The organism is Paenibacillus sp. FSL H7-0942, assembly GCF_045040715.1.
Classification (GTDB): domain Bacteria; phylum Bacillota; class Bacilli; order Paenibacillales; family Paenibacillaceae; genus Paenibacillus; species Paenibacillus amylolyticus.
In genome coordinates this window covers 4,257,220-4,271,229 of record NZ_CP150279.1, presented here as the reverse complement: position 1 = coordinate 4,271,229, position 14,010 = coordinate 4,257,220, and the positions used below count along the sequence as shown (strand labels likewise).

The window sequence follows — 14,010 nt, the reverse complement described above, 5'->3', positions numbered from 1 at the left end:
TTGAATTCAAGATAAGGAGATGTTATCAGATCATTTTCAACTATTTATCAACTTGGGTCCGAATACTTGCCGTGACGCTTCCACCTCCGTTAGGACCGTTTGCAATCTGAAGACTACCTTCATGTTTTTCGCAAAACACCTTGCAAACGTAAAGGCCCAGCCCGCGATGTTCGCTCGCATCCCATACTTCGCCTCGGTAAAAAGGGAGTATAGCCTTACTCAGGGCTTCGTCAGAGAAACCAGTACCGTCCTCTGAGACGGTAATCTTCATAATGCCTCCCTGAACGTCATAATGGACGTTCACTTGACTGGCTGCGTATCTCGCCCCATTAGCCACTATATTCTCGAAAATCTGCATGACGAGATAGGGATCTACATGTACTGAGGGATTATCATATTCCACGGATGAGACGAAACGTATACCGAACTGTTTCGCGATTTGTTCAGCGCTGCCATCCAGCAAAGCCGTCAATGAAATCGTATCCATCGATTGGATGTTCAACGGCACATCCTCCAGCCTCTGAATGGAGTTCATGGCCTCTGCATAACTCTCCAGACGCAAGATGTGAAGGTTCATAGTATGGATCAAGTCCAGCACCTTTTCTTCTGACAACTTCTTCTCAGGAAGATAGGTGGAGAGAAGCTCGGCGTTTCCTTTTAACACGGACAGGGGTGTTCTCAGATCATGGGCAAAAATAGCATTGATCTGCTTGCGCTCTTCAACCGAACGCCAAAGTGTCTTAAGGTTTTTTTCCAATTGTGAGCGCATGTTTTCAAATAGCGCGATCAGCTCGCCCATCTCATCCTGGCTGTCATAGGAAATGCGGAAGTCTAGATCGTTGGCCGAAATGTTCTTGGATGCTCGTTTTAATAGCTCCAGCGGACGTTTTAGCTTCCATCTGTAAAATAGAACGGCCATGGTGACAATACCAGTCGCTACGGTGAGCAGAACCGCCGTGACGAGGGAGGGCATCACCCAATCCGTTTCTCCGAAACGCAGCCGCAGGTTCTCCGCCCAAGCAAACTCCAAAGTTATAACGGCAAGCACGGCAATGAGTGTGACCACACACAACAGCATAAAAGATTGTAGCAAGGACAATCGCTTTAAAAACAGGAGTCTAGTCATGAACTTGGCCATTTGTACCCTACTCCCCAAACGGTCTCGATTTGATTATCACAGCCGTATTCCTTTAATTTGTAGCGAATTCGCCGGATATGCTCTGCGATGACATTACTGTCACCTTGCTCGTCCATGCCCCAAATCTTTTCGTATATGCGTTCCTTTCCAAACACCATATCAGGATGCGTGGACAGCAATTCGACAATATCAAACTCTTTTTTGGGCAGTGAAATTCGTTTATCCAGGTAGTAGAGCTCTCTGGCCGTATAATCAATGACCAATTCATTGTTAAACCTTACCGAAGATTTAGTTTGGATTCGTTGTTCCCTGCGTATATGTGCTTCGACCCTGGCGCCCAACTCGCGAATGCTGAAAGGTTTCAGGATATAGTCATCGCCTCCGGCACGAAATCCCGCTATTTTATCAGCATCTTCGATTCGAGCCGTTAAGAATAAGATCGGGCAAGAGACAAAGTCGCGAATTTTTTCACATAATTGAAGGCCGTTCTGTTCAGGCATGTTGATATCTAACAAAACGAGATCGGGTTGTTTTTCCACTTTCCGCAGCGCTTCACGGCTGTCCTTGGCCGTCATCACGGAATAACCGTTAATTTCAAAATAATCAGTCAGTAGCTTTCGAAGATCTGCTTCATCGTCCACGATCAGTATTTTAGGCATCAAGGCTCAGTCTCCTGTATTCAAGTATTTGAACTCAGCATAGCAAAAATGGATGAGAAATGTAATTTTCATATAATTTCGGGTACTGGACGAATGGAGGAAGTAACCTTTTTGCTACTCAGTTTCCGACTAAATATGACAACGTTGTAACCGGATGATCAGACAATATCTGATAAACTGATTAGTAGATTATGGAAGGTTACATATTGTCATTGATGTTACGCTGCAGAGAATCAGGTCGGATGTTCAAAAGACAAAAAGAATGGTGGATGAGGTATGAAAAAATGGTCGGCAGCAGTCGTTTTTCTTCTGTTCCTATGTTTATTCCCAATCATGGCCCATGCAGACACCACGCCCTCGATTGTACTCGACGGTGTAACCATTAACCAGCAGACGGGTGCACCTGCAGAGAATATTGGGAAAACGGTCATGGTTCCAATTCGAATTGTATCCGAGAACCTGGGTTATAAGGTGAAGTGGGAGAAGGAAACTCAGTCAGTCCAGGTTCAAAAAGGAAACAGCATGATTCAAATGACAGCTGGCAAAGATGCAGCTACAGTGAATGGAAACGTGGTGAACTTGGATTCGCCCCCACTGATCAAACAGGGAACTACGCTTGTTCCGTTACGCTTTGTTGGGGAAGGCATGGGTCTGCGTGTTGGCTGGGACAATGGAACCAAGACAGTAAGCCTATTTAGTATTCCTCCCGTAGTTGAAACGGAAGGTGACAGTGACCCCGTCGAGGCACCTGTCCCGGATGGTTTGACAGAGCTTCAAGGCATCAGCTTCAGCGGAGATCGCTTGATTGTAGCAACAAACGGTAATATTAGCCCCAAAGTATCCAGTATTGGTGGGCCAGACCGAATTATTGTTGATCTGCCTTCAGCGACATTTTCTGAGGAATTCATTCAGGGACAAGCCTCTAACCCGGATGGGAGTGGACAGATTCTCGTTACGGATTCATCCATAGTTTCCAAAGTTCGGTATGCCATGTTCAGTAAATCGCCTTCTACCGTGCGTGTCGTTCTGGATATGAATCAGACGGCTACAGCCAAATGGTCTGTTGGAGATAACGATGTCTTGCTCGTTGACCTGACAGCCACGAGTGGAGAACCGACAAGCCAACCGGCAGTACCTACCAATGATGGCAAAACGATTGTGGTCATTGATCCGGGACATGGTGGTCGTCAATCGGGTGCAGTGAGTTTGTCAGGAGCTTATGAGAAGGATTTCAATCTGGCTGTAGGACTGAAGGTACAGGCAACCCTTCAAAAATACCCAAATATTCAAACGGTCATTACACGCCAGGATGATACAGAACTTTCGCTCAAACAGCGTGTGGATATTGCTGAATTGAATCAGGCAGATGTTTTTGTATCCATTCATGGAAACAAATTCACTACACCGGTACCAAACGGCATTGAAACGCTCTACAGTCGTAAAGAAAGCAAAACTTTGGCTGACACTCTTCACAAATATGTGTTACCGGTAACAGGACTCAAGGATCGTGGGGTTAAAACGGCTAGTCTGCATGTGACGCGTGAAACAACCATGCCTGCTGTGTTACTTGAACTTGGTTTTTTAAGTAACCCTACAGATGAAGCAGTCATGCTCACGGAAGAATACCAAGACAAATGTGCACAGGCGATTGTGGACGGAATTGTTGAATTTTTGGGACTGTAAATTGAATTGTGCGCAAATATGAAGGTTAGGGTATTACGTTGTTTAGAGATGTATATTTAATAAATAAGGAAAAAACAAGACATTAAAATGTAAAAAAAGCTTGATCTGACAACGTTTTTTTTCTGTTATGTTGGAATATATTCGCAACTTTTGAGAGCGAGGGGCGTCTAATAGGTGTCTGGTAATGCCCAAACGGTCAGTCGGAGTTGGAAAATGACAACATGCGGCAAAAAAATATGAGAATGGTAGGGGTGAAGGATGAAGAAGTTCGGTTTTTTGGTACTGTTATTTGTCTTTGGGCTCGTATTCCCGGGCTATAGTCACGCAGCAACAGACACGAAAATTATCCTAGACGGAAAAGAAATCGTACAGCCATCGGATACAAAAGCGGAAATTATCAACAGCAAGGTGATGGTTCCGATCCGGGTTGTGTCCGAAAATCTTGGATATAGCGTGGAGTGGAAGCAGCAAACTCAAACAGTGACTATTAGCAAAGACAACACTGCCATGCAGATGATTGTTGGACAGAAGACGGCAACGGTGAACGGCAGTAACGTAAACTTGGATGCCCCGCCACTCGTGAAAAATGGTACTACGCTCGTACCTCTCCGATTTATTGGTGAGGAAATGGGTCTTAAGGTGGGTTGGAACAATACCACGAAGACGGTAACATTAGTTACCCAGAATTCAGGTTCCGGAAACGGGACAACCACACCTCCGAACTCTGGCAATGAAGGCGGAGGATCGGATCAAGAAGGTCTTGTACTGGTGAACGGCATCAGCTTCAGCGACAACCGCTTCATGATTGCAACAAGCGGAAGTACGAAGCCGAACGTCTTCACGATGACAGGACCAGATCGAATCGTTATAGACTTGCCGAATACCGCATTTGCTGATTCGTTCAGTGAAGGACAGGCTCTAGACAGCAACCAGAATGGACAACTCGTCGTTAGCGGCTATCCGGATGTGTCGAAGATTCGTTACTCGTTATACAGCAACAGTCCATCTACAATTCGTTTTGTAATCGATTTGTCCAGTTCAAAAGGGTACAGTGTGCAAAATGATTCCGGACTGGTTATGATTAACCTCGACAATCAAAGTGGTACACCTGCCCCTCCAGTTGGTAATAATGGAAAAAAAGTTGTCGTTATCGATGCAGGTCACGGAGATCAGGATCCTGGGGCAATCGGTGTAACTGGTAAACGTGAAAAAGACTTCAATCTGGCAATGGCTCTGAAAGTGGAAGCCTTGTTGAAAAAAGAATCCAAAATTGACGTTGTGTTAACGCGCAGCGATGATACATTTTTGGCATTGAAAGAACGTGTGAAGATTGCACAAGACATAAAAGCGGATATTTTCATCTCCATTCATGCTAACAGTGGCCCTACTGCTGCGAACGGTGTAGAGACATTCTATACACGCTCCAACAGCAAAGCACTTGCTACAGTGATGCACAAGTATCTTTTACAGTCTTCCGGACTAAAAGATCGTGGAGTGAAAACGGCAAGTCTCCATGTGACCCGTGAAACGACAATGCCAGCAGTTTTGCTGGAAGGTGGATTCCTTAGCAATAAGAGCGACGAAGCAGCCCTGTTCACTGAGAGTTTCCAGAACAGTGTTGCCAAAGGGATTGTTGCAGGAATCAAGGAGTATCTGGGAATTAAATAAGGGACAAGCCCTTATGTTGAGGAGGCGGAGTTAGAATGAACAAGAAAATATGGATTGCAGCCTTGCTGGTAACGGTTATGGCAGTTGCTGCTGGATGTGGAAGCAAGCCAACAGCTGCTCCGAATCAGACGCAAGGCGCAGGAACTGAAAACAATGTAACCGAGGTTGAAGGCGAAACAATTACTGAACCGGTAACTGCTGAGCCTGAAGAGAATACAACACCTACAGAATCGACGGAAGGCAGTTCGGAGGAAGAGACTACAACTACTCCGCCAAGCGAAACGTCTACGGAGAAGCCGGCAACTTCCGAAAGTAATGAAAAGAAAACGATCACTGTATTCTATACGGATGAAGAAGAACTGGAGTTGCACAAAGCTTCGGCAGAGATTTCATACGCATCGGATGATGCCAAATATAAAGCGGCCTTTGAATCACTGCAACAGAGCAAAGACGCTAAACTGGTTCCGCTGTGGTCTAAAGAAATTGAATTGAAGTCTGTTCAGTTCAAGGATGGAGCTCTTACGCTGGATATTCATATGCCAGATACGGCACGTCTTGGAGCAGGTGGAGAGTCTTATGCACTGGATGCTCTAAAACAAACGTTCTTCCAGTTTGATGAAGTAAAATCACTTGATTTACTGGTGGATGGTCAGCAGACGGAGAGTCTGATGGGCCATGTGGATCTTGAACATCCAATGACAAGATCCGAATAGGCTGTACAGCATGCTGTTGTACCGGGAATCCACGGAATATGGGTCGTTTTACATGAGAGAGGGGAATCATAGGTGACTTTTAAATATAACCATACATCACACTCTAAAAAAGTAGTATCAGCCGTGCTTGCAGGCATGATGGCCCTTAGCGCCGGCGGAGCTGCCATGGCAGCAGAATCAACAGAAACGGGGCAGGGTCAGACTGCTGCAATAACAAATACGGCTGCACCAACTGGTTTGTTCAGTGACATCAAGGTCGGATACTGGGCTGAGAAACATGTGTACAAACTGGCATATCAAGGTATTCTTCTCGGTAACAACGGCCTGTTCCGTCCAGGAGACGCGGTAACACAGCAAGAAGCTGTAACAATGGCAATCCGTTTTATGAATCAAGAGGGCCAGTTGAATACCGACACGGCTGCGGCATTACCGACAAACATGGAAGTGGGAAATTATTTCAAGCCATATGTCGCGCTGGCACTTCAACTGGGACTGATTGACAAAACGGAAGAATCAACGGTGGATGTATCCAAGACCTCCTGGGGTCAAAAGCCGGCTTCACGGGAATGGATTACAAAATTGTTAATCCGTTCATTGGATAAGGATGCTGAAGCGAAGGCACAAAACAATCAATCTACCGGATTTGCTGATAATGCAAGTATTTCCGAAAGTGGTAAAGGTTATGTCAATCTGGCTGTTAGCTTGGATCTGGCCAAAGGTGTGGAAGGCAACAAATTCAATCCAACTGGTTCCGTAACCCGTGCTCAACTGGCTACCTTCTTCAGTCGTGGTGAATCATTAACGGATACAACGTACCCGAACACAACCACGGGTTATGTGACAGGATTGAAAGATGGGCAGATCACGCTGGTTGTGGACGGCAAAGCCGTTAACTTCACAGTGAACAGCAGTACGCCTTACTTTACGAAAGACAGTGAGACTCGTGCTTCCGCCACAGATGTGAAGCTGTATACAAAAGTTATGGTTGTAGGTTCTGCAGGTGGGGCTTCCTATGTGGAAGTTGTTGATGCTACACCGCAGGTGGAAAGTGTTGAAGGTACATTTGCACGTTCATTGTCTGGTAATAAAATTGGTATCTTTGTGGGCGAGAATTACGAAACGTACAGTTATGATGAGGCAACTGCATTCATCGATCAGAATGGTAATGCAATCAAACTGTCCGATATTACGGCAGATAGCATCATCGAAGTACAGCGTGAGACGTTCTCGACTGACAAAAAAACAGTTGCTATTCGTGTGAAATCCGGCATTGTTAACAAGAGTGACAATGGCGTAATTGCTGAAGTATCCACTTCTGGCAAAACGATCAAACTTGTCAATGCAGCGGGTGCTACAGAACAGTTTGCGTACAATGACAATCTGCTTATCACATATCAAAACCGTATCATGTCAGTGGCTGATCTCAAAGCCGGCAGTGCCGTGAAATACACCGTAAAGGACAGTGTTTTGCAAACTATCACATTGTCTCAAGGTGTGGAGCAATCTGTGCGCGGAACATTGGTTGAGATCGGTGGCAACCAGTCCACGTTAACGTTCAAACGTGAAGGGGGTTCCCTTGAGGCGAAACTGCTGACTGAAAAGCCGGAAGTTATTATTAATGGTATTCAGGATGCGACGCTAAATGATCTCATCACGGATGCAACGAACGGGGATCAGGTGGAGTTGTCATTGAACTCTGACGATCAGGTAACACGTATTCAGGTGATTGGACGTCAAATGGAACCTATGAACGGAGTAACGGTTGTATCTTACAACAGCAAAACAAAGGTACTTACCGTACTGGACAACAACAAAAAACCGTTTGTATTTACATTGGACGAAAAAACCAAACTGGACTACAATACGACCAAACCTACACTCGCTGGTCTGGAGTCGATTTTGAATGATGGTCGCAAATTGGATCTGACCTATGTGGGAACACGTGCGTTGTCCGTTAAAGTGATTTACAAGTATGAAGGTACGATCAACAACATTGATACTTCTGGCAAGAAAATCAGTTTGTTGTCTGGTAATCAGACGATTACAGTGCCTTATACTACCGCACCTACGGTTGAGATCTATAACAAATCGGGCGCAAGTCTGGGAGATTTGAAGATTGGTGACAAAGTGACCGTAACGCTTGGAGCAAATCAGGATGTAGTGCAGAAGGTTGCACTGAACACTGTGGCTCAATTCGAAGTGGTTGCCTTGGAAGCAAATAGTCGTATTCGAGTAAAATCCGATCTGTTGACAAGTCAGTTCTACGTGGATCAAGCCGTACTGACAGGAGAGAGTGGTCAGACGATCACGCCTTCACAACTGACAGCAGGCAACCTGATTAATGTAACGTTTGAAGGAGCTACGCCAAAAGCGGTTCAAGTCGTGAAGCGTACGCTGGCTGAAGTTACAGCGGTGGATGCTTCATCTGTAACGCTCAAACAGTTTAACGGCCAGACTGAAACCGTGCCTGTTAGCGGTTCGGTTAAAGTCGTAAAATCTGGCTCCACATTAACTTCACTGACGAGTCTTACGGTCGGAGATCGTGTGGAAATGACAAAAGATACGGATAATTCCACACGTTTCAGAGTACTAACTGTCATGAGCAAACAATTCTGGTCTTATGATGGCGTTGGTAACCAGATTTTGGTTAAACGGGAAACGACAGCAGACACAAACTATCGTTTTGCACTCGGATCAAGTGTATTTGTTCACCAGGGTGACAATACTTTAAGCGTGCAATCTCTCAGAGATAATGATAATATTGTATTGTATCTTCTGAACAATGTTATTCTGGAGATTCAAAAACAGTAATCGTTTCTTTTCGAGGATCAAAAGAATGACCGTCTTGATACGGGATCTTTCCCGCATCAAGACGTTTTTTTTGCAAGCTTTTTGAGGTCCCCGCAAAGTACTCGGATGAAGCTTCGAAGTAAGGCTCCGCAGAGTGGAGTCATTTTGTGGGAGGTAGCTCTTCATGAATGCAGCGACGGTTAGACATATACTCGAAACTATGGAAGCAATGTTTCCTGATGCACATTGCGAATTAAATCACAGCAATGCATTTGAATTGACGGTAGCTGTCCTTTTGTCTGCCCAGTGCACCGATGAAACGGTGAACAAGGTAACCGCAGATCTGTTCCAGAAGTACAGAAGCCCAGCAGATTATCTGGCAGTTCCTCTCGAAGAGTTGGAACAGGATATTCGGCGAATCGGTTTGTACCGGAACAAGGCCAAGCATATTCAGAACATGTGCCGAATTTTAATAGAGCAGTATGGCGGTGATGTACCGCAGGAACATGATCAGCTTGTGACGCTACCAGGTGTCGGGCGGAAAACCGCGAATGTAGTTGTTTCCAATGCGTTTGGAGTACCGGCAATTGCGGTAGATACTCATGTTGAACGTGTATCCAAGCGGCTGGCGCTTGCAGGTTGGGATGACTCCGTACTTGAAGTCGAAAAGAAACTAATGAAGCGCGTACCCCGGGACGAGTGGACTTTAACTCACCACCGGTTTATATTTTTTGGACGCTACCATTGCAAGGCACAGAACCCTGCGTGTCATATCTGTCCATTGCTGGACATATGCAGGGAAGGGAAAAAACGTATGAAAACGTCCCAAATCAGGAAAGATAAGGAACGTGTCACCACCCGAAAACGAAAAATAAATTAATGAGCAGAAAAGGATGAATAATCATGAAATGCATTTCCGTGTACACTGACAATTTTGAGGCCTTCTCCGATATCTTTGAACAAATCGTTGAACAGGAAATGGCTGAAAATGAAGAAAAAGAAGTAGAAGGCATCACAGTAAGCCACTCTGGCGACGTGCCTGAACATTATCTGGAGCGTATGTCCGTTAAACCCGAAGTTGTTGTTATGAGAGACAAAGGCAGAGACATTACAATTCTGCAACATGGACAAGTATTTGAAATCTTGCTGCCTTCCATGGAGAACGCAGTTTCATAAGAAGTGATTACACTATTGTTTCTGTTGTATTAATGTCATGAGGATCGTTGTGGTTAAGGTGATCACATCGCATTCATGCAACAGACACTTGGCGTAAGCATTTGCTAAATACCGTGTATAAAACGTATTACAGATAAAACCGACTTGTTCGGTTTTATTTTTTTTAGATTATAGAACTTATACGTCCATTTATGTATATTCAATTCCAACCGTTCAAATTCAAACTTGATAATGTTAAAATAAATGTTGTAAAAGAGATAGACGTCGAAACGGATGTCAAATTAGAGGAGCCAGGGGGAAGGCCAGTCATGTCCAGAACAGATTACCCAAAAGAAATGGCCAAACCTCTGCTTCCGCTGCGTGAAGCGATGGAGCAGACAGGGGACCATACAGCTGTACAGGCTATAACGGATTTAATCAGCAAGGCGGAAATGAAACATCTGACGATTGCGTTCTGTGGTCATTTCTCTGCAGGCAAATCGAGTCTCATCAACAGTTTATGCGGTAAGCGGGTGCTGCCTTCAAGTCCCGTGCCAACAAGTGCAAATGTGGTATCCATACGTAATGGTAAGCCAAGAGCGCTTATTTATACTACTCCAAACGTAAGCGCTGACAATGGAACAGGAACACTTGAAGTTTCTCCAGAGGAATTGGAGGCGTATTGCAAAAATGGTGGAGCTTATAGCTCAATTGAGGTATGGGATGATATTCCTCTGCTGAAAGATGATGCTGTCCTGCTGGATACACCAGGTGTGGATTCAACAGATCGCGGACATAGTCTCGCAACCCATTCAGCGCTCCATCTGGCGGATGTGGTGTTCTATGTCATGGACTATAACCATGTCCAGTCCGAGACCAACCTTTCATTTGCCAAGAGTCTGTCGGATTGGGGCAAACCGTTGTTTTTGATCGTGAACCAGATCGACAAGCATCGGGAGCGTGAGCTCTCTTTTGACCAATATACCGAAGGTGTCGAAGCTATATTTGCGGCCTGGGAAGTCAGATATGACGGACTGTTGTTTACTTCCCTCCGCGACAAGCAGCATCGCTACAACCAGTGGGATGTGCTTCCGGAACTCATTGGACACATGATGCAAGAGAAGGAAGCGTTAATTACGCACAGTTTGGCAAGTTCGGCCAGTCATGTAACGGAGCAACACTTGACGAGAGAAGCCGAGAAACGTGAAGACGAAGAGAATTCCCTGCTGGATGAGATTGGTGGCAAGGAAGGAATTGAACGCTTGGAACGAGAGCTGGAGCTTCTTGATCAACAAGCAGCAGACATTCGTACCGGGCCTGCGCGAGTGCGTGAGAAATTCCGGGCAGAGCTTGAACCTCTTCTGGCAAATGCAAATCTTACTCCTGCGGATATTCGTACGTCGGCTGCTGCCTATTTGGAGAGCCGCAAACCAGGTTTCAGGGTAGGTTTATTGTTCTCAGGTGGCAAAACCGAGCAGGAGAAACAACGCCGTGCTTCTGAGCTGGTCAGACTGTTACAGGATCAGGCTTCCGGACAAGTTGAGGTACATATTCGTACAATGCTTAGACAGCTGGGTGAATCCCATCAGCTATGGGGAGCGGAGTGGGAGCAGTCGCTCAATACGGAACTGCCTGCTGTAGATGAGGCACTGCTGGAGATGAAACGCAGTGCGAGTGCAGAGGTATCTCCAGAGTATGTGATTCAGTTCAGTAAAGATGTGCGGGGCGAGATTGAGGCCCGCTATCGCAGGTCGGCCATGATGCTGGCCGACCGCATGCTGGAGGCGTTGGGCGCGCGAGGCGAAGCCGCGCTCCAGGCTCTGGACGCCAGCCGCGCAGCGCTGCTGGCGCAATCCGCGGCGGCGGCGCGCTACACGGCGCTCCAGCGCAGCGCCGCCGCAGAGGCTGCAGGGCTGCGCAGCCTGCTGCCCGATGCGGCCCCCTCCCCTCCGGGCTATTGCCGGAGGTGAAGGGCCCGCACGTGCCCGCGGTGCCTGAACCGGGCGAAGCTCCCGGTTCGCATGCGGGCACGTCAACGTCTGTGGCTGCGCAGCCACAGACGCCAGAGGCACCGCCAGCGCAGCGCGCAGTCGCGGCGGCGGTGCCTGGGCCATCGTCGGCGGCTGGCGCTGAACGCCGCCGACGCCTGGACGCAGCAGCGGCACGGCTCGAAGCCGCTGCTGCGCTGGTAGAGCCGTACCCCGCCATGGGGTCGGCGGTACGGGATCTGCGTGCACGCGCGGCTTCGCTTGCGGGCGGCACGTTCACTTTGGCGCTGTTCGGAGCATTCAGCGCCGGCAAATCCTCCTTCGCCAACGCGTTGCTGGGCGAAGCTGTACTACCCGTCTCGCCGCATCCAACAACAGCGGCGATTAACCGAATCATGGCTCCTGCCGGGGGCGCGGAGCATGGAACAGCCCGGGTCCGGATGAAGACCCGGGACGCCTTCCAGGAAGACCTCGGCTATTCCTTCCGATTGCTCGGACTGGGTGAGCCTGGAGCGGAGTGGCAGAAGCGAGTACGTTCCCTCTCGCCACAGGATGTGCATCCGGCGGGGCGCCCGCATTACAGCTTTTTGCAGGCAGCTGCAGCCGGTTGGGAAGAAACAGCGGACCAGTTAGGTCAGGATGTGCTGGTGGATCTGGACGGTTATCGTAACTTTGTCGCAAACGAGAAGAAGTCCTGTTTTGTAGACAGTATCGATCTCTATTACAGTTGCGATGTGACTGAACAAGGCATTGTACTGGTAGACACACCAGGAGCGGACTCCGTGAATGCTCGTCATACGGGTGTAACCTTCAATTATATGAAGAATGCGGATGCACTCATTTTTGTAACGTATTACAACCATGCTTTCTCACAAGGAGATCGACAGTTCCTGAATCAGTTGGGACGTGTTAAAGATAGTTCTGCCATGGATCAGATGTTCTTTGTTGTGAATGCCAGTGACTTGTCTTCCTCTGAGGAAGAACTGGAGCAGGTTCTCGATCATGTGAGTACCCAACTGCGCAGTAATGGAATTCGGGCACCACGACTCTTCCCGGTATCCAGCATACTGGCGATGGAAGGCAAGATGGAAGGGGATTCGAAGCTGCTTGAGCAATCTGGTTTTAACTGTTTTGAGGAAGAGTTCAACCAATTTGCAGGCAGAGAATTAGCCGATCTTGCTGTAGGTGGAGCTTCCGAAGAGATGGCACGTGTGATTCAGCGGCTGAAGAATCGTGCAGAGGATGCGGCTCAGGGTGAAGAAGTATTGCAGCAGCGGCGGGATGAACTAGGGACTATTCAGGGACAGTCACGTCAGCGCATACAGCAACTTGCAGCAAGATCCATGAAGGAAGAACTGTCACAGGAAACAGCAGAATTACTCTTCCATGTGCGGCAGCGGCTTGCCTATCGCCTTGGTCTATTCATGGCAGAAGCATTCCATCCATCCGTACTTCGGGAGGATCGGGGCAATCTGAAGATGGCTTTTGCAGCCTGTGGACGTGAACTGTTACGTATGATTGCCATTGAACTGGAGCAGGAACTGCTTGCTACCACCCTCAGACTTGAACAGGCGGGTCAGACCTGGCTGATGAAGCAAGTTACGGAATGTATAGATGAGGTGAGGCAGTTATCAGGGGGCGTGGATGTGTCACTGCCACTGAACGAACGCTGGAGTACACCTGTGCTTGAAGAAGTTCGTCTGGAAGAACCGTCTGGATGGAAAAGCTATTTGAATTATTTCCGCAATCCGAAACAGTTTTTCGAAGGAGATGGACGTCAGCGATTACAGGAGGCACTTGATCCTGTCCTCAAACAGATGATCATTGAAGTTCTTCCTGCTGCGCAAGACAAACTGATTCAGTTTTATGACAACCAGATTTGTCAATCCTTGCAACACCAATCCCGTCAGTTGGAAGAACGTCTGGACGAGGCGGTAAGTGGAATTCAAGATACACTGGAGAGCGGAATTCCGGCGGAGCAATGGACCAGCTTGTCTAACCAACTGGAACAGATTGAACGCAGTTAAAATCACGGCATAACGCGTATTCTCTGGAAGTCTTTGTAAAACAAAATGAATGATACAGCAACACATTGAAAATGTTGCGAAAATCAACCCAAAAGGGCCCCTGCCGAAAAGGCATATAGGGAGCCTTTTTTTGGTACGAACAACCTGAAATAAAGAGAATATTCAAACATTTGATTGAAAGGTGGGTAT

At 47.2% G+C, this 14,010-nt stretch carries 10 protein-coding genes; 8 read left to right on the top strand and 2 right to left on the bottom strand.

Going from position 1 to position 14,010, the window contains the following annotated elements; all coding sequences use genetic code 11:
- Nucleotides 1–40: 40 nt before the first annotated feature.
- On the bottom strand, nucleotides 41–1,126 hold the full coding sequence (locus MHI48_RS18900) for an ATP-binding protein (RefSeq protein WP_405141449.1): 1,086 nt from the start codon (nucleotides 1,124–1,126) through the stop codon (nucleotides 41–43).
- Nucleotides 1,123–1,797: a response regulator transcription factor gene (locus MHI48_RS18895; RefSeq protein WP_036607568.1), complete on the bottom strand. Its 675-nt coding sequence runs from the start codon at nucleotides 1,795–1,797 to the stop codon at nucleotides 1,123–1,125. Before MHI48_RS18895 ends, MHI48_RS18900 begins: the two co-directional genes overlap by 4 nt.
- 276 nt (nucleotides 1,798–2,073) lie before the next feature.
- Between MHI48_RS18895 and MHI48_RS18890 the strand changes: the two genes are divergently transcribed.
- The 8 genes from MHI48_RS18890 to MHI48_RS18855 all read left to right on the top strand — a co-directional run bounded on the left by MHI48_RS18890 (nucleotide 2,074) and on the right by MHI48_RS18855 (nucleotide 13,821).
- On the top strand, nucleotides 2,074–3,480 hold the full coding sequence (locus MHI48_RS18890) for an N-acetylmuramoyl-L-alanine amidase family protein (protein WP_076328428.1): 1,407 nt from the start codon (nucleotides 2,074–2,076) through the stop codon (nucleotides 3,478–3,480).
- Between the two features lie 258 nt (nucleotides 3,481–3,738).
- Entirely contained in the window at nucleotides 3,739–5,148 is a 1,410-nt protein-coding gene (locus MHI48_RS18885) for an N-acetylmuramoyl-L-alanine amidase family protein (RefSeq protein WP_076250034.1), read from the top strand.
- A 35-nt stretch (nucleotides 5,149–5,183) separates the two neighbouring features.
- Complete coding sequence (locus MHI48_RS18880) at nucleotides 5,184–5,861, top strand: GerMN domain-containing protein (protein ID WP_076250035.1); 678 nt, start codon at nucleotides 5,184–5,186, stop codon at nucleotides 5,859–5,861.
- A gap of 72 nt (nucleotides 5,862–5,933) precedes the next feature.
- Nucleotides 5,934–8,672: an S-layer homology domain-containing protein gene (locus tag MHI48_RS18875; RefSeq protein ID WP_076328429.1), complete on the top strand. Its 2,739-nt coding sequence runs from the start codon at nucleotides 5,934–5,936 to the stop codon at nucleotides 8,670–8,672.
- 163 nt (nucleotides 8,673–8,835) lie between these two features.
- Nucleotides 8,836–9,531 (top strand): endonuclease III, encoded by a 696-nt coding sequence (gene nth, locus MHI48_RS18870; protein WP_036607558.1) that lies wholly within the window; start codon nucleotides 8,836–8,838, stop codon nucleotides 9,529–9,531.
- Between the two features lie 23 nt (nucleotides 9,532–9,554).
- Nucleotides 9,555–9,827, top strand: coding sequence for a hypothetical protein (locus MHI48_RS18865; protein WP_017687779.1), 273 nt, complete (start codon nucleotides 9,555–9,557; stop codon nucleotides 9,825–9,827).
- Nucleotides 9,828–10,135: 308 nt separating this feature from the next.
- Complete coding sequence (locus MHI48_RS18860; RefSeq protein ID WP_405141445.1) at nucleotides 10,136–11,776, top strand: dynamin family protein; 1,641 nt, start codon at nucleotides 10,136–10,138, stop codon at nucleotides 11,774–11,776.
- A gap of 20 nt (nucleotides 11,777–11,796) precedes the next feature.
- Nucleotides 11,797–13,821, top strand: a complete 2,025-nt coding sequence (locus MHI48_RS18855) for a dynamin family protein (RefSeq protein ID WP_405141443.1) — start codon at nucleotides 11,797–11,799, stop codon at nucleotides 13,819–13,821.
- Nucleotides 13,822–14,010: the final 189 nt, after the last annotated feature.

Excerpts from the sequence above, each read along its gene's own strand:
- MHI48_RS18885 (WP_076250034.1), top strand. The coding sequence starts at position 3,739 with ATGAAGAAGTTCGGTTTTTTGGTACTGTTATTTGTCTTTGGGCTCGTA.
- MHI48_RS18900 (WP_405141449.1), bottom strand. The coding sequence starts at position 1,126 with ATGACTAGACTCCTGTTTTTAAAGCGATTGTCCTTGCTACAATCTTTT.
- nth (WP_036607558.1), top strand. The coding sequence starts at position 8,836 with ATGAATGCAGCGACGGTTAGACATATACTCGAAACTATGGAAGCAATG.
- MHI48_RS18860 (WP_405141445.1), top strand. The coding sequence starts at position 10,136 with ATGTCCAGAACAGATTACCCAAAAGAAATGGCCAAACCTCTGCTTCCG.
- MHI48_RS18895 (WP_036607568.1), bottom strand. The coding sequence starts at position 1,797 with ATGCCTAAAATACTGATCGTGGACGATGAAGCAGATCTTCGAAAGCTA.
- MHI48_RS18865 (WP_017687779.1), top strand. The coding sequence starts at position 9,555 with ATGAAATGCATTTCCGTGTACACTGACAATTTTGAGGCCTTCTCCGAT.
- MHI48_RS18880 (WP_076250035.1), top strand. The coding sequence starts at position 5,184 with ATGAACAAGAAAATATGGATTGCAGCCTTGCTGGTAACGGTTATGGCA.
- MHI48_RS18890 (WP_076328428.1), top strand. The coding sequence starts at position 2,074 with ATGAAAAAATGGTCGGCAGCAGTCGTTTTTCTTCTGTTCCTATGTTTA.